Source organism: Gordonia gummivorans, assembly GCF_022513585.1.
GTDB lineage: Bacteria > Actinomycetota > Actinomycetes > Mycobacteriales > Mycobacteriaceae > Gordonia.
In genome coordinates, this window is record NZ_JAKWBF010000001.1 from 355,771 (window position 1) to 377,136 (window position 21,366).

At 68.0% G+C, this 21,366-nt stretch carries 16 protein-coding genes; 8 read left to right on the plus strand and 8 right to left on the minus strand.

Annotation, left to right across the window (positions count from 1 at the left end; all coding sequences use genetic code 11):
• Nucleotide 1: 1 nt before the first annotated feature.
• Entirely contained in the window at nt 2–1,198 is a 1,197-nt protein-coding gene (locus MKW15_RS01605) for an acyl-CoA dehydrogenase family protein (RefSeq protein ID WP_240855426.1), read from the minus strand.
• Between the two features lie 138 nt (nt 1,199–1,336).
• Here MKW15_RS01605 and MKW15_RS01610 point away from each other — a divergent pair, with 138 nt between their 5' ends.
• Nucleotides 1,337–1,669, plus strand: coding sequence for a TfoX/Sxy family protein (locus tag MKW15_RS01610; protein WP_240855427.1), 333 nt, complete (start codon nt 1,337–1,339; stop codon nt 1,667–1,669).
• 80 nt (nt 1,670–1,749) lie between these two features.
• Here MKW15_RS01610 and leuS read toward each other — a convergent pair whose 3' ends face one another.
• The gene (leuS, locus tag MKW15_RS01615; RefSeq protein WP_374245939.1) at nt 1,750–4,557 is read right to left on the minus strand and encodes a leucine--tRNA ligase; all 2,808 of its coding nucleotides are present in this window, start codon (nt 4,555–4,557) and stop codon (nt 1,750–1,752) included.
• A gap of 118 nt (nt 4,558–4,675) precedes the next feature.
• Here leuS and MKW15_RS01620 point away from each other — a divergent pair, with 118 nt between their 5' ends.
• Entirely contained in the window at nt 4,676–5,185 is a 510-nt protein-coding gene (locus tag MKW15_RS01620) for an SdpI family protein (protein ID WP_240855435.1), read from the plus strand.
• 21 nt (nt 5,186–5,206) lie between these two features.
• Nucleotides 5,207–6,199, plus strand: a complete 993-nt coding sequence (locus MKW15_RS01625) for a bile acid:sodium symporter family protein (protein WP_240855436.1) — start codon at nt 5,207–5,209, stop codon at nt 6,197–6,199.
• A gap of 93 nt (nt 6,200–6,292) precedes the next feature.
• On the opposite strand, the gene MKW15_RS01630 is transcribed toward MKW15_RS01625, so the two are convergent.
• A complete protein-coding gene (locus MKW15_RS01630; protein WP_240855439.1) occupies nt 6,293–8,329 on the minus strand; it encodes a CocE/NonD family hydrolase in 2,037 nt (678 codons plus the stop codon).
• Nucleotides 8,330–8,421: 92 nt separating this feature from the next.
• On the minus strand, nt 8,422–9,099 hold the full coding sequence (locus tag MKW15_RS01635; RefSeq protein WP_240855441.1) for a YqgE/AlgH family protein: 678 nt from the start codon (nt 9,097–9,099) through the stop codon (nt 8,422–8,424).
• Between the two features lie 62 nt (nt 9,100–9,161).
• Here MKW15_RS01635 and MKW15_RS01640 point away from each other — a divergent pair, with 62 nt between their 5' ends.
• Complete coding sequence (locus MKW15_RS01640) at nt 9,162–10,484, plus strand: MFS transporter (RefSeq protein ID WP_240855443.1); 1,323 nt, start codon at nt 9,162–9,164, stop codon at nt 10,482–10,484.
• Between the two features lie 383 nt (nt 10,485–10,867).
• On the opposite strand, the gene MKW15_RS01645 is transcribed toward MKW15_RS01640, so the two are convergent.
• Nucleotides 10,868–11,398, minus strand: coding sequence for a hypothetical protein (locus MKW15_RS01645; RefSeq protein ID WP_240855445.1), 531 nt, complete (start codon nt 11,396–11,398; stop codon nt 10,868–10,870).
• A gap of 206 nt (nt 11,399–11,604) precedes the next feature.
• Here MKW15_RS01645 and MKW15_RS01650 point away from each other — a divergent pair, with 206 nt between their 5' ends.
• The gene (locus MKW15_RS01650; RefSeq protein ID WP_240855447.1) at nt 11,605–12,696 is read left to right on the plus strand and encodes an aminotransferase class V-fold PLP-dependent enzyme; all 1,092 of its coding nucleotides are present in this window, start codon (nt 11,605–11,607) and stop codon (nt 12,694–12,696) included.
• A gap of 3 nt (nt 12,697–12,699) precedes the next feature.
• On the opposite strand, the gene MKW15_RS01655 is transcribed toward MKW15_RS01650, so the two are convergent.
• Together MKW15_RS01655 and MKW15_RS01660 are read right to left on the minus strand one after the other, a co-directional pair.
• Nucleotides 12,700–14,235, minus strand: a complete 1,536-nt coding sequence (locus tag MKW15_RS01655) for a glycerol-3-phosphate dehydrogenase/oxidase (RefSeq protein WP_240855450.1) — start codon at nt 14,233–14,235, stop codon at nt 12,700–12,702.
• A complete protein-coding gene (locus MKW15_RS01660; RefSeq protein ID WP_240855452.1) occupies nt 14,235–14,837 on the minus strand; it encodes a TetR/AcrR family transcriptional regulator in 603 nt (200 codons plus the stop codon). The genes MKW15_RS01655 and MKW15_RS01660 overlap by 1 nt, the downstream gene beginning before the upstream one ends.
• A 58-nt stretch (nt 14,838–14,895) precedes the next feature.
• Here MKW15_RS01660 and MKW15_RS01665 point away from each other — a divergent pair, with 58 nt between their 5' ends.
• Nucleotides 14,896–15,816, plus strand: a complete 921-nt coding sequence (locus MKW15_RS01665; protein ID WP_240855578.1) for a diacylglycerol/lipid kinase family protein — start codon at nt 14,896–14,898, stop codon at nt 15,814–15,816.
• 7 nt (nt 15,817–15,823) lie between these two features.
• On the opposite strand, the gene MKW15_RS01670 is transcribed toward MKW15_RS01665, so the two are convergent.
• The gene (locus tag MKW15_RS01670) at nt 15,824–17,317 is read right to left on the minus strand and encodes a CCA tRNA nucleotidyltransferase (RefSeq protein WP_374245910.1); all 1,494 of its coding nucleotides are present in this window, start codon (nt 17,315–17,317) and stop codon (nt 15,824–15,826) included.
• Between the two features lie 111 nt (nt 17,318–17,428).
• Here MKW15_RS01670 and MKW15_RS01675 point away from each other — a divergent pair, with 111 nt between their 5' ends.
• The gene (locus tag MKW15_RS01675; RefSeq protein ID WP_240855453.1) at nt 17,429–18,640 is read left to right on the plus strand and encodes an NUDIX domain-containing protein; all 1,212 of its coding nucleotides are present in this window, start codon (nt 17,429–17,431) and stop codon (nt 18,638–18,640) included.
• The gene (locus tag MKW15_RS01680; RefSeq protein WP_240855455.1) at nt 18,633–21,311 is read left to right on the plus strand and encodes a DUF6049 family protein; all 2,679 of its coding nucleotides are present in this window, start codon (nt 18,633–18,635) and stop codon (nt 21,309–21,311) included. Before MKW15_RS01675 ends, MKW15_RS01680 begins: the two co-directional genes overlap by 8 nt.
• Nucleotides 21,312–21,366 lie beyond the last annotated feature (55 nt).

Here is a 21,366-nt window from a genome sequence, read left to right on the forward strand (position 1 = left end):
CCTATTTGAGGTCGGCGCTGGACTTGCCGAGCACGCGTCGCGCGATGATCAGCTGCTGAATCTGCTGCGTGCCTTCGAAGATGTCCAAGATCTTGGCATCGCGCGCCCACTTCTCCAGCAGCGAGGTCTCCGAGAAGCCGGCTGTCGCACCGATTTCCACGGCCTTGTTGGTCAGTTCGGTGACCATGCGGCCGGCCTTCGCCTTCGACATCGACGCCTCAGCCGAGTTGGGCTGGCGGTTGTCCGCCATCCAGGCAGCCCGCAGGGTGTGCAACCACGAAGCCTCCCAATCGGATTCGATCCGAATGAACTCGCTCACCGCAGCGTGTTGGGCGGCAGCCGGCTTGTCGTAGTCGATGGTGTGGCCGGCCTCCTCGAGCATGCGGCGCATCTCCTCGAGGGCCGCGCGGCCCAGGCCGACGGCCATCGCGGCGACGACGGGTCGCGTGTTGTCGAAGGTCTGCATGACGCCGCCGAAGGCCTTCTTGGTGTCGATCTCCGGCGAGCCGAGCAGATTCTCCTTGGGCACGCGGGCATTCTCGAACCGGACCACCGCGGTGTCGGACGCCTTGATGCCGAGCTTGTGCTCGAGGCGCGCGATGCTGACGCCCTCGGTGTCCATCGGGACAACGAAGCTCTTGATCGCGGCACGGCCGATGCTCTTGTCGAGGGTTGCCCAGACCACCACGTGGTCGGCGCGTGAACCCGCGGTCACGAAGATCTTCTCGCCGTTGATCAGATAGTCGTCACCGTCGGCGGTCGCGGTGGTGGACACCGCCGCCGAGTCCGACCCGAAGCTGGGCTCGGTGATCGCCATCGCGGCCCAGACGTCGCCGAAGCGGTCGAGTTGTTCCTCGGTGGCGACCGCAGCGATCGCCGCGTTGCCCAGCCCCTGGCCGGGGATCGTGAGGAACAGCCCGACGTCGCCCCAGCTCATCTCACGCGCCGCGATCAGGGACCGCAGGTTGGCGCCGTTGACCGACGGCGCATCATCCTTCTTGTCGCCGCCCTTGTCGTCGGAACGTTCCGCGGAACGCGACTGCTTGGCGAGTTTGCCCAGCTCATCGAGTTCGACCGGGTACTCGTGCTCGGCTTTGTCGTATTTGCGGGTGATCGGCCGGAACATGTGCTCCGCCGCCAGATGGGTGCGCTCGACCGTCGAATCGAACTTCTTCGGGAGCTCCAGGTTGATCGCCATGCGGCTACCTTACTCCAGAGTAAGATCAGGCACCAGTCCCGACCTCGCGGCGTCTTGAGGTCCCCGCTGTGCGGTCTGAAGGTCACAGTCGTGTGCACCCTCTGGCCGCACGGACGCGCGGCCCCTACCCTCGTACCCGTGGCCTACGACGAGGATCTCGCCTACCGGATACGCGCTTTGCTCGCGACGGAATGCGGGCTCGACGAGAAGTCGATGTTCGGCGGTCTCGCGTTCCTGATCAACGGCAACATGGCGGTCGCCGCGAGCGGCCGTGGCGGGCTCATGGTGCGGGTGAAGCCCGAGGACACCGAGGGGTTGCTCGAGCATCCACACACCGAGCCGATGATCATGTCCGGGCGCGAGACGCGCGGCTGGCTCCGCGTATCCGATGAAGGGATCGCCGGCGACCGCGCGTTGAGCCGATGGGTCTCCATCGGCGCCGACTATGCGCGCAAACTGCCCCCGAAGTGATCCCGTGGGCGGTTTTGTAGCAAGAGTGCGTGCCAGGCGCGCACTCTTGCTACAAAACCGGACGACCGGCGGGGCGTGGGTCAGGGAACGACGTTGACCATGCGGCCGGGTACGACGATCACCTTGCGGGGCTCGCCGTCGAGCAGCGCTGCGATCTTCTCGTCGGACAGCGCGGCCGACCGCACGGTGGCCTCGCTGGCGTCGGCGGCGACGGTGATTCGGCTGCGCACCTTGCCCTTCACCTGGATCGGGATCTCGATGGTGTCCTCCACCAGCCATGCCGCGTCGGCTGTCGGGAAGGGGCCGCGCACCAGGAGTTCGTCGTGGCCGAGCCGGCGCCACAGTTCCTCCGCGATGTGCGGGGCGAGCGGCGCGAGCATGATCACCAACGCCTCGACCGCCTCCCGTGGAGCGCCGGTGGATTCGAAGTTCTTGGTGAGGTGGTTGGTCAGAACGGTCAGCTTGGCGACCGCGGTGTTGTTGCGCAGCGCGGCGTAGTCCTCACGGACCCCGTCGATCGTCTTGTGCAGCACGCGATTCGTCTCGTCGTCGAGGGCGGCGTCCGAGACACGAACGACTCCGGACTCCTCGTCGACCACGAGTCGCCAGATGCGCTGCAGGAACCGCTGCGACCCGACCACGTCCTTGGTTGCCCACGGCCGGGACTGATCCAGCGGACCCATGAACATCTCGTACACGCGCAAGGTGTCGGCGCCGTAGTCACGGCAGATGTCGTCGGGCGCAACGGAATTCTTGAGCGACTTGCCCATCTTCCCGTATTCCTGGTTGACCTGCGCACCCTGGTAGAAGAACGTGCCGTCGCGCTCGGTGACCTCGTCGGCGGCCACGTAGACACCACGCGCGTCGGTGTAGGCGTAAGCCTGGATCATGCCCTGGTTGAACAGCTTTCGGTAGGGCTCGCGACTGGTCACATACCCGAGGTCGAAGAGCACCTTGTGCCAGAACCGCGAATAGAGCAGATGCAGAACAGCATGTTCGACACCGCCGATGTACAGGTCGAGGCCGCCCGGGTCGTTCTCCCCATGCAGCGCCGGACGCGGACCCATCCAGTACGCCTCGTTCTCCTTGGCACAGAACGTTTCCTGATTGGTGGGGTCGATGTAGCGCAGCTGATACCACGAACTGCCCGCCCACTGCGGCATGACGTTGGCGTCGCGCGTGTAGGTCTTCACACCGTCGCCGAGATCCAGTTCGACGGTGATCCAATCGGTGGCCTTTGCCAGCGGTGGGGACGGTTCGCTGTCGGCGTCGTCGGGGTCGAAGGACACCGGCGCGTAGTCGTCGACCTCCGGGAGCTCCACCGGCAGCATCGATTCCGGCAGCGCGTGCGCGTTTCCGGCCTCGTCATAGACGATCGGGAAGGGCTCCCCCCAGTACCGCTGCCGCGCGAACAGCCAGTCCCGCAGTTTGTATTGCACGGTCCCGGTGCCGGCCCCTTCGGACTCCAGCCAATCCACGATCTTGACCTTCGCGTCGTCGACCGAGAGTCCGTCCAGGAACGACGAATTCACCAGCGGACCGTCACCGACAAAGGCCTCGGATTCGACGCCCTGCTCCGATCCGATGACCTCCCGGATGGGCAGGCCGAACACGGTCGCGAACTCGTGGTCTCGGCCGTCGTGGCCGGGGACAGCCATGATCGCGCCGGTGCCGTAGCCCATCAACACGTAGTCGGCGATGAACACCGGAATCGATTCACCGTTCACCGGATTGGTGGCGTAGGTGCCGGTGAAGACACCGGTCTTCTCCTTGTTCTCCTGGCGCTCGAGATCCGACTTCGCCGCGATCGCCGCACGGTAGTTCTTGATCGCTTCGGCGGGGTCTGTGGACTGATATGTCCACCGCGCGTCGACGCCGTCGGGCCAAGCGGCAGCGGTCAATTCGTCGACCAGCGGATGCTCGGGCGAGAGCACCATGTAACTCGCACCGAACAACGTGTCGGGGCGGGTGGTGAACACCTCGATCCGTGCGTCGGTCCCGGGCACCGGGAAGGCCACCCGCGCGCCGCGGGATCGGCCTATCCAGTTGCGCTGCATGGTCTTGACCTTGTCGGGCCAGTCCAGCAGATCCAGATCGTCGAGCAGTCGGTCGGAGTAGGCGGTGATGCGCATCATCCACTGCCGCAGATGCTTGCGGAACACCGGGAAGTTGCCGCGATCGCTGCGCCCGTCGGCAGTGACTTCCTCGTTGGCCAGCACCGTGCCCAATCCGGGACACCAGTTCACGAGCGAATCACTCTGATAGACAAGGCGATAGCCGTCGACGACGCCTCGGCGGTCGGCCGGGGACAGATCGGCCCACTTCCGGCCGCCGTCGAGAGTTCTTGCTCCCGAATCCAGCTCGTCGACGAGCTCGGAAATGCGACGGGCCTTGCCGGCCTCGGCGTCGTACCAGGCGTTGTAGATCTGCAGGAAGATCCACTGCGTCCAGCGATAGAAGTCGACATCGGTGGTCGCGACCCGGCGTCGTTCGTCGTGGCCGAGCCCGAGCTGCCGGATCTGGGCCAGGTAGCGCTCGATGTTGGCCTCGGTGGTCGTCCGCGGATGGGTTCCGGTCTGCACCGCGTATTGCTCGGCCGGCAGCCCGAACGAATCGAAGCCCATCGTGTGCAGCACGTTGCGACCGATCATCCGCTGGTACCGCGCGAAGACGTCGCTCGCGATGAAGCCGAGCGGGTGTCCGACGTGCAGTCCGGCGCCGGACGGATACGGGAACATGTCCTGCACGAACAGCTTGTCGGCGGCCTGCGGACCACCCCCGTCGAAAGCACTCAGGTCGCCGGCGAGCGGCCCGACCGGATTCGGCGCCTCGTAGGCGTGCCGCTCGGTCCATTCCTGCTGCCACCGCTGTTCGATCTCACCGGCCATCTCGGCGGTGTAGCGGAACGACCTGCTCGCGGATTCTGAAGTCACCCGACCAGCGTAAATCGTGTCCATCGTGGGACAGAAACCCGGTGCGATTCGGTGTGGTACGACGCACGGTCGTATGGTTGAGCTCGTGAGTGTGGTGTCCGTCGTCGTCGCAGTGCTGCTGCTGGTGGTTGCCGTCGCATGGGCGGTCACCGGTGTGCTCGGCGTGACCGGACGCCTGCGCCGCAATCGGTGGCTCGGCGTGCGCGCCGATGATTCCATGGCCTCCGACGAGGCGTTTGCATTGGCCAATCGCGTTGCCGGCCCCGGTCAGATCGGCGCGGCAGCGATCTTGGTGCTGGGGGCTGTACTGACCCTGGGCGTTGACAGCGCATGGTCGGTCGTCTTCGGGGTGGCCGCGTTCGTCGCGGGATTGTTCATCGTCGGCCTGGTCAGCGCACTCGGTGTCCGCGCCGCCGCGGCTCTTCCCGTCGAAGACTCGGGTTGTGGTTGCTGCTCGAGTACCGACAACGAGGCACCGGCCGAAACCACAGAGCACGACGACCCCGCTTCGGACTGTGGCACCTCGAGTTGCGGGTCGTGCTCATTGCGCGGCGTCTGCTCCGACGAGACCGCCCAGGCCTGAGGCCGGGCGCTCCCAGCCGCGATGTCGATCCCTGCCACCCCGCGTCGATGGTGGGCTCACTCCCCCGTCGACGGTTTCGTCGTGGCCATCGTCGCGGCCGTGGTTGTCGCGGCCTTCCTGCCTGCACGAGGGGCCGCCGCCGACATCCTTGACTGGGTCGTCGTCGCGGCGATCGCGGCACTGTTCTTCCTCTATGGCACCCGGCTGCATCCGCGGGAGGCGCTCGAAGGTCTCAAGCACTGGCGACTGCATCTGACGATCCTGTCGTTCACCTTCGTCGCTTTCCCGCTCATCGGCCTCGCTATGCGGCCGGTGGTCGAGCCGATCGTCGGTGACGACCTCTATACGGGGCTGCTGTTCCTGTGCCTCGTCCCGTCGACGGTGCAGTCGTCGATCGCGTTCACGTCGATAGCCCGCGGCAACGTGCCCGGCGCCATCGTCAGTGCATCGGCGTCGAACATCCTCGGAGTGTTCCTGACGCCACTGCTCGTGGTCGCGCTGATGAGCACCAGCAGCGGCATCCACATCGACGCCGGTTCGGTACTCAAGATCGTCGCGCAGATCCTGGTTCCGTTCCTGCTGGGGCAACTCGCGCGGCCCTGGGTGGGACCCTTCTTCAACCGGCACTCGGCACCGACCAAACTCGCCGATCGAGGCGCGATCGTACTCGTCGTCTATGTCGCGTTCAGCGAGGGCGTGCGCCAGGGCATCTGGTCGGCGGTCGGGGTGGGCCAGGTGATCGCGGTGGCGGTGATCTCGCTGATCCTCGTGGTGGTGATGCTCGTCGTCACACGGTGGGTCCCACAACGACTCGGCTTCTCCCGAGCCGACGTCATCGCCATTCAGTTCTGCGGCACCAAGAAGAGTCTCGCCACCGGACTACCCATGGCGACCGTGCTGTTCGCCGGGTCGGTGGTCGGGATCATCGTGCTGCCGCTGATGATCTTCCATCAGATCCAGCTCATCCTGTGTTCGTGGCTGGCGACGCGGTATTCGCGGGAGGTTGTGGACTAGCGGGAGTGATCTCGACACGGTGCCTCGCTCCGCTCGGTACCGGCTCGATCAGCGGGTCGACACGGTGCCTCGCTCCGCTCGGTACCGGCTCGATCAGCGGGTAGGAAGTGGCGTGGAGAGAGGCAGATTCACGAAGCTCGGATGTGTGGGATCGAGCTGGATGTGCTGTGGTGCCAGTCGTGATTCGTTGAGCAGCGGCCGAAGCGGCAGTCCACGAGGGAAATTCATGGCGAACACGTCGACGCGCAGCCGGTGGCCGGGCCGGATGAGGGCCTCGGTGGGCAGCAGCCCGATGTCGATCGCGACCGGCCGACCGGGTGTGACGCGCTGCCGGGTGGACAGGGTCAGGTTGTAGAACGGGTCGATGACGTCGCCGTTCGGTGCGAACTGCGACCGCGCCGGATCGTAGCTGCGCAGCGACGCCATCACCTGTCCGGAGCTGATCACCTTGGACGTCCCGTCGGGGGCAACATCATTGAGGGTTGCGGTCCAGTAGCCGTCGGTCGCGTTCATCACCGCATTCACCCGGACGTTGCTGTACCCGGACACGCTGCGCGTCGTGGTCATCGGCGCTGTGGTGAAGGAGAGCGCGTTACGTTCGGAGATGCGGGCATCCTTGGCGCAGAACGGGAACAGCGCCAGCGCACCGGCCAACTGCTGCGACGCATCACGCGAGCAGGCCGTCAGTACGCCCGGCGAAACCGTCAGTCGCCCATGCGATCCCGGCGTGGCCGTCACCAGGCTGCCGTCGCGGACGGCGTACGGGGCGGTGCCGCTGCGTCGGTCACTGAGATAAAGGCGCTGGCGCGACATACCGGCCCGCGGGAACTGCTGGGCGGAGATCCAACTGTCGCCCACCTGCTTCAGCTGGACCGGACCGTAGGCGTCGATGCCGTTGTCCTTGCCCTTGATCCACTTGTCGAACCACGCCTTCTGCAGCACGTCAAGGCGTGGTGGGGTTCCCGCCCGACCGGTCTGTCCGCCGCCGATCGTGAGGTGATAGCCGTCGCCCATGATCAACTGCTTGCGTCCCGGGGCCAGCGGGATGTTGTTGTACATCCGCACTTCACTGTTGGTGAACAGATCGAACCAGCCGCCGTAGATGAACGTCGGTGTGGTGATCCGCTCGGCGTGGTCTTGCCAGGCCTTGCGGGGACCCGAGTTGGTCTCCAGGAGTTCTTTCAACTGCGGTGGGACCGACGGGATGTCGGGCGTCAGCAACGCAGCGAAGAGTTGCGGGTAGAACGTGAACGGGTCAGATATGCGGTCGGCCAACCACTTCCAGTCGAAGGTCCCGTTCAGCATCGACGCCACATTGGGGATCATCTTGGTGGTGTTGACCAGCGTCAGCCACATCGGCAGGAAGCCGACGCCCAGCGCACCGCCCGGCGCGACGATGTCGCGGATCAGATCGCCACCCGGCTCGACCGGGAAGATGGCCTTGAGCGCTGCCGGCCGTTTGCTGGCCGCCTGGATCTGATTGATGGCCGAGTACGAGACCCCGGACATGCCGATCTTGCCGTTGGACCAGCGTTGCCGGGCGGCCCAGTCGATCACCTCGACGGTGTCCTGTTGCTCGCGAGCCTGGAAGACATCCCATTTGCCCTGCGAGAAGCCGGTGCCCCGGACGTCGACGACGACCTGCGTGTAGCCGCTGCGCACCAGATTCTCGTCGACCAGGAACGTCCGGGCACCCTGATCGCGGAGCGTGTTGGTCAATGTCGAAAGATCGGCGAAACCCTGGATCGGCCGCGAGACCTGACCGACTGCCGTGGCGACCTGCGTGAGGAACGGCCCGAGCACCGGATTCTGCGTCACTGCGGTGCCGACGGCGGTGATGAGCTTGGTGTAGGGCGTCATGTTGACGATCACCGGCGTCTTGCTCGACGTCGGTTGTTGGCGCGCGTTGGCGGGCCGATAGACGTTGGCGCGCAAGATGGTTCCGTCGCTCATCCGGATCGGCACATCCCAGGTGACGTTGACGCCCGCGTAGGGTTGCGGGCCGTCGTGACTTGCCTGCCAGCCACGCGCCGCAGCGCCGCCCGTCGGGTCGGCGGCTGCCGTCCCCCCGATGCCGACGACCAACGCCCCGATCGTCACCAGTGCTCCGACTACCACCCTGAGTCGCATAAATCCCCCACGCCCCGATACCCGATTGTTACTCGAGCGTAGGCTACGCGCGGGTCAGGTCACAGCACAAGCACAAAAGTGTTCTGGGTTACTCAGTTGAGGGCGAGGTCGATGGGGTGGGTGGCCAGCAGGGGCATCGGCCACGGTTGGCGACGCAGGATGTCGGACCACACGTCGATCGTCGGTGGCGCCAGGATGTCGCGGGGCAGCGCGGAGGCGACCATCCAGCTGCCGTCCTGCAATTCTCCGCCCAGCTGCCCGATCCCCCACCCGGCATAACCGGCGAAGATCCGGACACCCTCGAGGACCTCCGCGAGCTCGTCGGGGTCGCCGTCCAGATCCACCAGCACCACGCGACCGTCGATGGGCCGCAGTGCCTCGAACGGGGTGATGTCGGCACCGGGTTTGACGACGCCGAGGCACAGTGCGGCGTCCTGCTTGACCGGTCCGCCCACATAGAGCGCGCGCGGCGTCGCGGCCAGGTCGGTCCACTGCGGCAGCAGATTGTGAACGGCGGTCTGACTCATCCGGTTGATCACCACGCCGAGACTCCCGGCGTCGTTGTGCTCGATGACGTAGACGACCGATCGTGCGAAGGTCGGTTCGATCAGATCTGTGGATGCGAGAAGTGCGGTGCCGGGGCGCACACGATGGGCTGATTCGCGCTCGGCAGCGGCGCCGGGCATGCGGCCACCGCTACCTGTCCCAGCGGGATGTGTGTCGTCGCGGGAGTCGGGAGTGGGGTCATCTGCGTCGTCGGCGCCGGCCACGTGACCATCATCGCACGCTCACGCCGATCGGGGTCGCCAATGCAATGCCCTACGCTGTATCAGTGAGCTCCACCCCGCACCGTCAGCCCCGGGGTTGGCGCACATTCGTCGCCTCGCTCCGGCATTCGCCCGGGTTGGGTCGGTTGCTCGCGGTGCGCCTGTCCAGTCAGATCACCGACGGCATCTTCCAGGCGTCGCTGGTCGGCGGAATCCTCTTCAATCCGGAACGGCACGCCGATCCGCTCGCCGTCGCGGGCGGGCTCGCCGTGCTGCTGCTTCCCTACTCGCTGATCGGTCCGTTCGCCGGAGCGCTGCTCGATCACTGGGACCGTCGCAATGTCCTGATGTACGCGAACTTCCTGCGCGCGTTGATCATCGCTGTCGTCGCGGCCGCCATCGCGTCGGGCGCCCCCGACACCGTGGTGCTGGTCGGTGCGCTGGCCGTCACCGGCGCCAGCCGCTTTGTCGCAGCCGGCCTGTCCGCAGGTCTTCCGCACGTTGCCCGACGCGACGTCATCGTCGCGACCAACGCCCTGTTCACGACGCTCGGGGGCGCGATGCTCACCGTCGGGCTCGGTGTGACGCTGGCCCTGCGCGCGGTATTCGGCGACGACAACACCGGCAGTGCACTGACCATGGCGTCCGGTGTGATTCTGGCCGTCCTGGCCGGTCGTCTCGCCCATCGCTTTGCGCCGCTGCAACTGGGTCCGGACGAGCCGGACGATCCCGGCCGCTCCGCATTCCACGCGGTCGCCGTGGGTCTGCTGCACGGAGCCCGGGCGGTGGCGCACTGCCGGCCGGTCGCGGCCGCGTTGTCGGCCATCGGAGCACACCGGTTGGTGTTCGGCATGAACACCCTGATGATCCTGGTGATCGCCCGGCACACCGGATCCGGAGACGGCGTCGACCGGCTGAGCATGGTGGTCGGCTTCACCGGGGCGGGTGCACTGGTCGCGGCCATCCTCACACCCATCGCGGTCGCCAGAGTCGGGCGGCGCACAACGCTGATGGCCGCACTTGTGGTCGGTGCCGCCGCCGAGCTCACCATCCTCTCGTTCAACTTCGCCGTCATCTGCGCGGCCGCACTGGTCCTCGGGCTCGTCGGACAGACCGCCAAGCTGTGCGGCGACGTCGCGATGCAGGTCGACATCGACGACATGGTCCGAGGGCAGGTGTTCTCTGTGCAGGACGCGGTGTTCAACATCGCCTACGTCGGTGCGGTGACGGTCGCGGCGCTGGCCATCCCCGCCGACGGCCAGGCCACCGGACTCGTCGTCCTCGGCGTCGTGCTGTACCTCGTCGGCGTGGCCGTGGTCGCGGTGGTGCATCGACACCGGCCGGTGGATGCGACGACCGAGTCGCGGCCGGCCCCGGCGAGTCACTGACCGGCTCGCTGACCTGGGCAAATGCTTCGGTACCGTGCTCGCAAAATCTAGGGGAAGAGTTTCTTCCCCGGGGTTCACAGTCGTCCCCGAGGAATTTGTAGGGGAGGACTCTGAGGGTAGGGGACGAAGTTTCTTCCCCTATCTTCTTGCGGGTGCCGGGAGCGTGTGGCGCGTTCTGCGGAACGCGTCGATCGATGGTCGCGGGCTCGACGATGACGGTGGTCCGAGGCCGCCGCCGAGGCGCATTGTCGGCGTGTCGCGATCTCAGAAACCGCGTGTCTGGTCAGAAACCCGGTGCGCACCAGCGGTTTCTGGCCACACGTGCGGTTTCTGACGACAAGTGCGGTTTCTGCGACGAGGCCCCACTCGTCCCACCTCCACGATCAACGACGGAAGCGGGGGTCGGTGCTGTCGTAGTACGCGTCGACCCGGCCGTCGCCGTCCAGATCGACGAGGACGTGGTCGAAGGTTCCATCCCCGTCGGCGTCGACGTAGAGGCGGTCGGGGGTGATTCGACCACCGCGATCGGAACTCTCCAGCTTCGCGTCGACCCGCCCGTCTCCGTTCGTGTCCATCTCGGCGGGCGGACGATGTCGCGGGGGTGGCGGCGGTCCGTCCGGTGGCTTGGGCACCGGTGTCCGTCCGCGGTCGGTCTCGACATCCCACAGCCCACGCCCCGAGTCCCGGAAGAACGCGTCGCACACCCCGTCGTCGTCGAGGTCGAGTGCACTGACGTCGGCGGTCCCATCGCCGTCGGTGTCCCACATGGCGTCATCACGACGACCGTCACCGTCGAAGTCCAGCGCGACCGCATCGAGGGTGCCATCCCGATCGAGGTCGAGGTCGGCCGACGACGTCCACGTGGTGGTCGAACCGTCACCGGGTCCGAAGATGTACTCGATTACCGGCTCCATGAATGGTTGGACGCATCGGCACCGGTTTCGGTTCCAGTTCACACCGGGCCCGCTCGCTCCGCTCCCGGCGCCCACCACACACCGGGCCCGCTCGCTCCGCTCCCGGCGCCCACCACACACCGGGCCCGCTCGCTCCGCTCCCGGCGCCCACCCGGACGTCGACCGAGTGCCGGACGCATTACCGCCACCGGGTAGGTTCAAGGCCTATGTACGTGAGCGAACTCGGCGAACAGTGGCACGCGGCCCGAGTCGAACCTGCCTTCGCTCATCTGGACTCGGCGGCTGCGGGACGGTCGTCGAACGCCGTCATCGAATCGATCACCGGGCATCTCTGGCGGGAATCCGAACGCGGGTCCTACGTCGCCGCGGACGAGGTGGCCGACGAGATCGCCCGCGACAAACGTGATCTCGCATCGCTCATCGGGCACACCACCGACGAGCTCGCCTTCCGCGAGAGTGCCCGCGCCGCCCTGCGCGCACTGTTGACGCACTGGCAACTCCCCATCGCATCGACGGTGTGGGTGGCCAAGAACGAATTCGGTCCCAACCTGGTGGAGTTCGAACGCCGCGGCTACGCGGTTCGCACAATGCCCGACGCGGACGTATACGGCCACGTCGACACCGACGCGCTCGAGAACATGCTGCAGTTCGAGCAGCCCGATTTCATCCACATCTGCCACATAGGCTCGATGTCCGGTGTGGTGCAACCGATCTCGAAGATCGTCGAGATCGCGCACCAAGCCCAGGTTCCGGTGGTGGTCGACATGGCTCAGGCCGCCGGACACGTACCGACCGTCACCGGCGCCGACGTCGTCTACGGCACCAGCCGCAAGTGGCTGACCGGTCCGCGCGGTGTCGGGTTCGTCGCGGTGCGGCGGGACTGCCTGCGCCCGGTGGAGATCGACAGCTCCGAGGCGTTTGTCGCGGGCCGTCTCGGTCTCGGAGTCGCGGTCCGCGAGGTGCTCGCAGTCGGCCAGCAACGCGTGTTCCGCGAACTCGCCGCGGTCGGTCGCGCCACTCGCGAACGGCTCACCGGAATCGCGAGCTGGGAGGTTCTCGAACCGGTCGACGAACCGTCCGCGATCGTGACGCTGGCGCCTCCGCCGGGCTGGGGAGCCGGCGACGTCGCCGCAGCACGCGACAAGCTCCTGTCGCTGGGCATCCTGGTGACCGCGGCCGACCCCTGGCGGGCGCCGCTGGCCACCGAGCAGTCGGTGCTCCGCCTTTCGCCGCATCTCGATCTACGACGCACCGACCTCGACCGAGTCGCGGATGAGTTGCGGACGATGGGCTACTGACCCTCAGGGAACGGTGGGCGCGATCTCGCCGACGATCTCGGTGACCGCTCCCCAGGCCGCCTTGGCGTCGGCGTCGACCAGGCCGATGCGGGTCCGGCGGTGGATGATGTCGTCGACGTCCAGCGCGCCTTCATGAGTCAGCGCGAATTCGACCTCGGCGCGGGTGACGTCGATGCCGGGCGCGATCGGATCGAGGGGCCGGGGCAGCCGGGCGTGGCCGACGACGGCCGGGGCTTCGGCGCCGAACCGTTCGACCAGCGACGTCGGGAGCTCCGCGTCGGCGCGTATCCCGATGGCTCCCACGAGCGGCGTCGTCGTGGTGACGCACTCGCCGCCCCTCAGTTCGCCCACGGCGACCGCGGTGTCGACGGCATCCTGCGCCATGCGGCGGTAGGTGGTGAGTTTGCCACCGATCACGCTGACCAGACTGCCGTCGGTGACCTGGACGCGATGACGTCGGGAGACGTCGGCGAGGGCGCCGCCACCGTCGCCGTCGCCTGCGTCGATGAGCGGGCGCAGGCCGGCGAACGTGCCGATGATGTCGTCGCGGGTGAGTGACCGCTGCAGCGCCGAATTGATGGCGTCGAGCAGGAAATCGATCTCGGTGTCGTCGGGCTGCGGCTGATCGACGATCGGACCGGGCGCGTCCACATCCGTCAGCCCCAAGTACACCCGACCGAGCTGAGCGGGCAGCGCGAACACGAACCGGGACAATGATCCGTCCACCGGAACCGTCAGTGCCGCGCTGGGTTTGCCGAACGATGCGGCGTCGAACACCAAATGTGTTCCGCGACTGGGCCGTACGGACATCGTCCGATCCACGTCGGGTGCCCAGACGCCGGTGGCGTTGATCACCGTACGGGCCGCGACGGTGAAGCTCTCGCCGGTGCGCGTGTCGGTGAGTGTGGCACCCCGCCCGTCCACTGCCGTGGCCCTGGTGTAGGTGCAGATCCTCGCCCCGAACGCCACCGCGGTGCGCGCGACGGCAACCACCAGCCGGGCGTCGTCGACGAGTTGTCCATCGGCACTGGAGATTCCGCCGCGCAGCCCGGTCCGTCGCACGGTCGGGCAGCGGCCGAGCACCTCCATGGTGGACATCGGCGCCGGTGGCGGCAATACCGACGACGGCGTTCCGGCGTTGCGCCGCAACATGTCTCCCGCTCTGAACCCTGCGCGGATCAGGCTCGACCGCACGCGCGGACCGTTCTCGGGCACCACTTGGCGTAACGGTCGGATCAGGTGCGGCGCAATCACTGTCATCAGATGATGACGTTCGACGGCGCTCTCGTGCGCGATCGACAACTGACCGGTCGCCAGATAGCGCAACCCGCCGTGCACCAGTTTGCTGCTCCACCGCGAGGTGCCCGATGCGAGGTCGCCGGCCTCCACGAGCGCCACCTGCAGTCCGCGGGTCGCGGCATCGAGGGCAACGCCGACACCGGTGATCCCACCGCCGATGACCAGCACGTCGAGCGGCTGGGTCCGTTCCGCGAGTTCTTCGAGATCGGCGCGCCGGGTGACGCCGGACAACACGGCCATCAGAAGTGCCCGTCACCGGCGGTCGGACGCAGATACCCGCCCAGTACGTGGCACAGTTCGGTGCGCCAGTCGTCGGCGAGGATGTCGGAGACCAGCGCCCCCGACTGCAGGAACGCCTGGGCCATCATCAGCACCATGGCGGCCATCTGCTTGGTGTCCCCGACCCGCACCTGACCGCGGCTCTGCCCCTGCGCGAGCAGGTCGGCGAGCAGCGCGAGCACTCCCTGCTGACTGGTACCGAGACGTTCGAACACGTAGGGCGCCATGAAGTCTCGCTGTTCGCGCCACAGCGAGGCGATCAGCTCGTTGGCACGCAGGGCGGCGACCACCCGCACGATGAGCGAGACCAGATCGTCGAGTTCCTCGGCACCGTCGACGAGGCTCGCACCGGCCGCGCTCTCCACCGTCCCGAGAACCTCCCGGGTGAGCAGCGCGCGGATGATCTCGGCGATGTCGGGCCACCGCCGGTAGACGGTGGGACGGCTGACACCGGCCTCGCGAGCGACCTCGGACACCGTCACGCGGTGGCCGTTGCTACGGATGAGGCATCGGCGGGCGGCGTCGAGAACGAGATCCGCGATCTCCTCGTTACGGATTGACATGATGTGTAACACTGTAACGCATGACGAACCCGCCGCGACGACATCGGGCCCCCATCCGATGACCCCGGCCACCCCCGAACACGTCACCCTGCTGGTCAATCCGTACGCCCGGCACGGTGCCGGTACCCGCGTGGCGGCCGAGGCCGCCCGCGCGCTGCACAGCGCCGGCGTAGAGGTCGAGATGCTGGTCGGCGAGGACGCCGACGAGGCCGCTGACCTGGCCGGCAAGGCCGCACGCGGCGCGACCGACGCGCTCGCCGTGGTCGGCGGCGACGGCACCATCCGTCTTGCCGTCGAGGCGTCGATCGGCACCGGGACACCCTTGGCGATCATCCCGGCCGGCAGCGGCAACGACGTCGCCCGCAACCTCGACATCCCACTCGGGAGCCCGGCGAAGGCCGCCGAGATATTGCTCACCGGCCGCCGCCGGACCGTCGACCTGGGCCGCGTGACCTTTCCCGACGGCCACACCGCACTCTTCACGACGGTCGCGGCCACCGGATTCGACGCCTCGGTCACCGAACGCGCCATCGCGATGTCGTGGCCGCGAGGTCAGGCCCGCTACACCCTTGCCGCCATGCGCGAACTCGTCGGCCTGCGCACGAGGCACTATCACGTCCGCGTCGACGACGAGCGTTCCGAGGGGGACGTCGTGTTTGCCGCGATCGGCAACACCACGTCGTATGGGGGCGGGATGCAGATCACGCCGGATGCGTCGATGTCCGACGGCGCCCTGGACGTGACCGTGGGCCATCGACCACCGCGGTTCGCGCGAACCACCGTTGCCCGCGTCTTCCCCAAGGTCTTCAGTGGCGAACACGTGAGCCATCCGATGGTGCGAACGCTGCGCGGGCGTGAGATCGAACTGTATTGCGATCCACCGGCAGCGGTGTCCATCGACGGTGACCTGGTCGGCGAACTGCCCGCCGTGTTCGAGGTGGTACCCGACGCGATCGAGATCTACGCACCCGCGGCCTGACCCTGCCTCACTTCTGACGCTCGGCCCACCACTCACGCAGGGCGTCCTCGGCTTCTTCGCGGCTCAGCGGTCCGCGGTCGAGGCGCAGTTCCTTGAGGTAGCGCCACGCCTGTCCGACGAGCGGTCCCGGCGGCAGACCGAGCAACTCCATGATCGCGTTGCCGTCGAGGTCGGGGCGCACGCGGTCGAGATCCTCGGCCTCCTGCAGCGCCGCGATCCGCTGCTCGAGGTGGTCGTAGTTCTGTTGCAGCCGGCGGGCGCGGCGCTTGTTGCGGGTGGTGCAGTCGGCGCGCACCAGCTTGTGCAGGCGGTCGAGCAGTCCTCCGGCGTCGGTGACGTAGCGTCGCACCGCCGAGTCCGTCCACGTTCCGTCGCCGTAGCCGTGGAAGCGCAGATGCAGGTAGACGAGGTCGGACACCTCCGAGACCACCGCGTTGGGGTACTTCAACGCGCGCATGCGCTTGCGGACCATCTTCGCGCCGACGACCTCGTGGTGGTGGAAGCTGACGCCGCCGCCCGGTTCGTGTTTGCGGGTGTCGGGCTTGCCGATGTCGTGCAGCAGCGCCGCCCAGCGCAGCACAAGATCCGGATCGCCCTCCTCGAGGTCGATGGCCTGCCGCAGCACGGTCAGCGAGTGTTGATAGACGTCCTTGTGCTGGTGATGCTCGTCGATGGTGAGTTTCATGCCGGGCACCTCGGGCAGCACCCGCTGCGCGAGTCCGGTGTCGACCATCGCGTCGATCGCGTCGATCGGGTACTCGCCGCAGATCAGCTTGTCGAGTTCGGCGCGCACCCGCTCCGCGGTGATGCGGTCGATCTCGGGGGCCATCCGGCTGATCGCGTCGGTCACCCGGGGCGCCAGTGCGAAGCCTAGCTGCGAGACGAAACGCACCGCGCGCAGCATGCGCAGCGGATCGTCGCCGAAGGAGTTCTCGGGTGCCGACGGGGTGTCGATGACGCCCGCGAGCACCGCGGTCACCCCGTCCAGCGGATCGTGCAGCTCGCCGGCGCCGGCCGCACCGATCGCGACGGCCATCGCGTTGATGGTGAAGTCGCGGCGGACGAGGTCGCCGTCGAGGGTGTCCCCGAAGGTGACCTGCGGATTGCGGCCCACCTGGTCGTAGACGTCGGCGCGGAAGGTGGTGATCTCGATCATCGCCTCGCCCTTGCGGGCGCCGACCGTGCCGAATTCGATCCCGACGTCCCACACCGCGTCGGCCCAGCCAGTGATCAGTTCGACGACACGTTCGGGCCGTGCGTCGGTGGTGAAGTCCAGATCGTTGCCGAGCCGCCCGAGAATTGCATCGCGCACCGACCCTCCGACGAGGTACAGCTCGTGTCCGGCGTCCTCGAACACCGCTCCGAGTGGCTTGAGGATGTCGCCGAGGCCCTGCAGGGTGACCGCGCCGGCGGCGAGCAGTCGCGTACGCCGTTCGGGGTCCGGTCGGGCCGATCCCGGCGGCCGCGTCTGGCCGGGCCGGCCGGCGGTCGAGTCTGTCACGGCATGCCACCCTACCGTCGAGTCGTTCGCCGGGCGCCAGGAGTCATCCGCACCGCCACATGCCGAGGACTCCAGGCAAACAGCAGGTGACCAGCGGCTAGAGTCGGGGGCGTGCCCACCGATCCCTCAACCAACCCTTCAGGCGTCGCAGATGACGTCGCGTCGGGTGGTCGAATGACGAACGGTCGGGCAGCCGAAGCCGCCGCTCAGGACGATTCCGCGGGCTCGACCACCGGTCAGCAGGGTGCGTCGCGGCGCCGCAATCGTCGCGGACGACGTCGGCGTGGCGGACGCAAGGGCGAAGCACGGACACCCGACAGTCCGCAGCTGTCGGGCCGGACCGCCCAGCCGGTTTCGGCCGACCCCGGGCAGGCTCGAGGCGAGCGACGCGGCAGCGCGCCGTCGGCGCCCGTTCCCACACCCAACGACGTGGCGCACGGCCGTGCACCGGGGTCGACGGCTGCGCAGAGTGCCGACCGCCAATCCGCCCTGATCGAAGCCCCATCGGCAGACAACCGACCTGTCGACAAGCTGCCGGTGGACCCGGACCGGCAGAGGCCACGAGTGACCCCGCCGAAGCCCTCCGACCTCGTCTCCGTGACCGCGACCATCACCAAGACCGGTCTGGCGTCGGCCGCCAAGGTCCCGGGAAAGCCGACGACCAAGAAGCGGCGCCGACCACCGCGGGCCGAACGGCCCAACGGCGAACGACTGCGCACCGTGCGGGAGACCTCGGCCGGCGGCCTGGTGATCTCCGACCTCGACCTTCCCGTCGATCAGCTCGCCGCGGCACTGATCGGCCGGGTGGACCGGCGGGGCCGGATGATGTGGTCGTTGCCGAAGGGGCACATCGAAACCGGGGAGACCGCCGAGCAGACCGCCATTCGCGAGGTCGCCGAAGAGACCGGCATCCAGGGCACGGTGGTGGCCCCCCTCGGCAAGATCGACTACTGGTTCGTCAGCGAGGGCCGCCGCATCCACAAGACGGTGCATCACTATCTGCTGCGCAGCGTCGGCGGCGAGCTCTCCGACGACGACTACGAGGTCAGCGAGGTCGCGTGGGTGCCGTTGGCTGAGCTACCGCGCCGTCTCACGTACTCTGACGAGCGGCGACTGGCCCGGATGGCCCGCGGCGTGATCGCCGACCTCGCCGCCGATCCGAATCGACTGGCCCAGTCGGAGGCCGACAGCATCCGCACCGAACCCAACGCCTATGAGAAAGCCGCAGCCGCGCGCAACGAGCGCCGAAACGAGACGCCGCCACCGGCACGGTCTCGTCGGCGCCGTCGCCGGTCGCGTCGGCCACCGGCAGGCGATGACTGACGGTCCACCACGGTCGGTGGCGCCTCGAGTTCGTCGACGGTCTCGACGTGCACGGAAACTGCTCGTCTCGCTGTCCGTGACACTTCTCCTCGCGCTGCTCGCCAACCCGTTCGTGGGACTCAATCCGTTCGCGGGGCGCAGCGCGGCCGCACCCGACGACGCGGGCGCGTTCCCGTCGTTCGCGCGCATCGTGATCGAGTCGATGAACCCGACCATGGTGACCACCACGAGCAGCTCGACCGTGACCGTCACCGGATATGTCGACAACACGAGCGACCGCAGCATCCGCGACGTCACGATCCGCCTCGAACGCGGCGACGCAGTGAGTTCGGCGTCGCAGCTGCGCAGTTCGCTGGCGCTCGACCATCCGCCGGTGGCCGCGGCCAGTCCGTTCACGCGGGTGAGCGACGTCCTCCCACCGCGATCGCGCGCGCAGTTCCGGATCTCGATGGCGCTGTCGGCGGCCGACGGACTGCGGATCTCGCAACCCGGGGTGTACCCGCTGCAGGTCAACGTCAACGGGATTCCCGACTACGGGGACACCGCGCAGGTCGCCGGGTCGCGAACCCTGCTGCCCGTGTTGTCGTTGCCGCCCGACGCCGCCCGCGCCGCCGACTATGTGCCGCCGACCACCGAGGATCCGAGCGAGTCGAGCACGCCCGGCCTGGGACCGGACGGCTCGGTGTCGGCGAATCTCGCCAGCCCGTCACGGATGACGATGCTGTGGCCGCTGGCCGCGCCACCGCAGCTCGCGGCTGGTGTCCTCGGCGGCAACACCGAGCCCGTTCGCCTGATCGGCGAGGATCTGGCCCGTTCGGTGAGCGACGGTGGCCGCCTGCACACGCTGCTCGCCGCGCTCGAAGACGTCGTCGGCCCCGCACCTCGGGAGAAGGTCGAGTCCGGGTCGTCGCAGGAGGGCGATGACAACACCGACGACAACTCCGGTGACCAGCAGACTCCCCCACCGCCCGCGGCCGCACTGGCCGGCGGCCTGTGCCTGGCCATCGACCCCGATCTCCTCATCACCGTCCGTGCGATGTCGCTCGGCTACCAGGTGTCGACGAATCTCGCCGACCCGCGCTCACCGACGGTCGACGGGATCGGCAGCGACGCCGCCGGTGCCTGGCTGTCCGAACTACGCAGGATCGCCGGACGCCTGTGCGTGGTGGCCCTGCCGTTCGCCCAAGCGGATCTGACCTCGTTGGCGCGGGTCGGGAACCTCGCGCTGTCCACCGCGGCCCTCGAGTCACCGGCCGACGTGATCGACGCGATCCTGGGGGTGCGCAGCATTCGAACCCTCGCGATCCCCGCGCTCGGCGCCGTCGACCGCGAAGGTGCGGGCGTCCTCACCGGCGCCCGGATTCCGGGAGTTGCGCTCACATCCGGCTCGGTGCGACCACAGAAGTCGGCCGAATCCGGCCTCTACCGGGTGGACGGGCTCGGGGTCGCCACCTACGAGGCCCCGATCAGCGCCGCGTTCGCAGGTCTCGGCACCGCACCCACGACACCCCCGATCACCCCATCCGACCAGGTCGTCGACCTCGCAGCGGAATCCGATCTCAGCCGTCGCCAGGCCGCGATCGCGGCGCTGGCCTATCCGGCGATCGCCGCGCCGGTGGCCCAGGCCTCGGCGAACAGCGCCGAACAACGGCGGCCCACGGTGGGCCGAAGCGAGCTCCTGATGCCGTCGACCTACTGGTCACCGACGCTCGCCGACATCAGGGCACTGTTCGACGCGACCCGGCTCCTGGTGGACTCCGGCGCAGCGACCGCGGTACCGCTCGGCACGGTGGCCGACGCGGTGTCGCGGGCCACCGATGCGGCCCGCCTCGCCAACCCGCCCGGCGTCGGTCCGATCGCCCGCCTGGGGTCGGTGCTCACCCCGTCGACCACCGCCGCAATCCGGGACAACGCCGAGGTCAGCTGGCAGCTCCAAGGGTCGCTGGTGTCGTCGGCCGACGTCGACGCCTCCCCCGAGCGATACATGTCGCCCCTGCGCGAAGATCTGTTGCGCGCCATGCAGACACCCGCGCTGGCCGGGACCGCCGCCCGTGCGCAGACGGCCGGCGCACAGAGCGAACGGGTGACCGCCGTGTCGTCGACCCTGCAGCGCATGCGTGGCGAGGTGACCATTCTCGATCCCGGCGGTCGGTACACGCTGGCCTCCGAACGCAGCCCCTTGTTGCTCGTGGTCCGCAACCAGCTCGACCTCCCGGTACGTGTGAAGATCACCACGAGCGGCCCGGCCGATCTGGAGGTCGGTGATGTCGGCGTGGTCGAGATCCCGGCCAACGGGACCAGGCAGATCCAATTGCCCACGCGCGCAGAGTCGTCGGAGGCCACGTCGGTGGCGATCAGCCTGTCCACGGTGACCGGCTTGTCACTCGGTGAACCGATCACGCTCTCCCTGCGATCCAACGCGTACGGGCGCGTCCTGTTCATCGTCACCATCGTCGCCGGAGCCGCGCTGGTGCTCCTCGTCGCACGACGGCTGTGGCATCGCTTCCGCGGCGAACCGGATCCCGCCGACGCCGACCGTCCCGAACCCGACGACCTCGAACGTCTCCTCGCAGGCAGCAGCTACCAGGAACGACGCCGCAACCTGCACCACGAAGAGATCGGGTCGCATCCGGACCCGGAGCCGCCCGACGACGCCGGCGGTCCGCGATGACCGAGGACCGCAAGAATCCAGGCATGAGCCCGGACCCACGGAACCGGCCGCGACC

Bases quoted from the DNA above. Each gene is read 5' to 3' on its own strand.
- MKW15_RS01625 (WP_240855436.1), top strand. From the start codon at position 5,207: ATGTCGATCCCTGCCACCCCGCGTCGATGGTGGGCTCACTCCCCCGTC.
- MKW15_RS01645 (WP_240855445.1), bottom strand. From the start codon at position 11,398: ATGGAGCCGGTAATCGAGTACATCTTCGGACCCGGTGACGGTTCGACC.
- MKW15_RS01665 (WP_240855578.1), top strand. From the start codon at position 14,896: ATGACCCCGGCCACCCCCGAACACGTCACCCTGCTGGTCAATCCGTAC.
- MKW15_RS01630 (WP_240855439.1), bottom strand. From the start codon at position 8,329: ATGCGACTCAGGGTGGTAGTCGGAGCACTGGTGACGATCGGGGCGTTG.
- MKW15_RS01620 (WP_240855435.1), top strand. From the start codon at position 4,676: ATGGTTGAGCTCGTGAGTGTGGTGTCCGTCGTCGTCGCAGTGCTGCTG.
- MKW15_RS01605 (WP_240855426.1), bottom strand. From the start codon at position 1,198: ATGGCGATCAACCTGGAGCTCCCGAAGAAGTTCGATTCGACGGTCGAG.
- MKW15_RS01650 (WP_240855447.1), top strand. From the start codon at position 11,605: ATGTACGTGAGCGAACTCGGCGAACAGTGGCACGCGGCCCGAGTCGAA.
- MKW15_RS01680 (WP_240855455.1), top strand. From the start codon at position 18,633: ATGACTGACGGTCCACCACGGTCGGTGGCGCCTCGAGTTCGTCGACGG.
- leuS (WP_374245939.1), bottom strand. From the start codon at position 4,557: ATGGCCGGTGAGATCGAACAGCGGTGGCAGCAGGAATGGACCGAGCGG.
- MKW15_RS01655 (WP_240855450.1), bottom strand. From the start codon at position 14,235: ATGGCCGTGTTGTCCGGCGTCACCCGGCGCGCCGATCTCGAAGAACTC.
- MKW15_RS01660 (WP_240855452.1), bottom strand. From the start codon at position 14,837: ATGTCAATCCGTAACGAGGAGATCGCGGATCTCGTTCTCGACGCCGCC.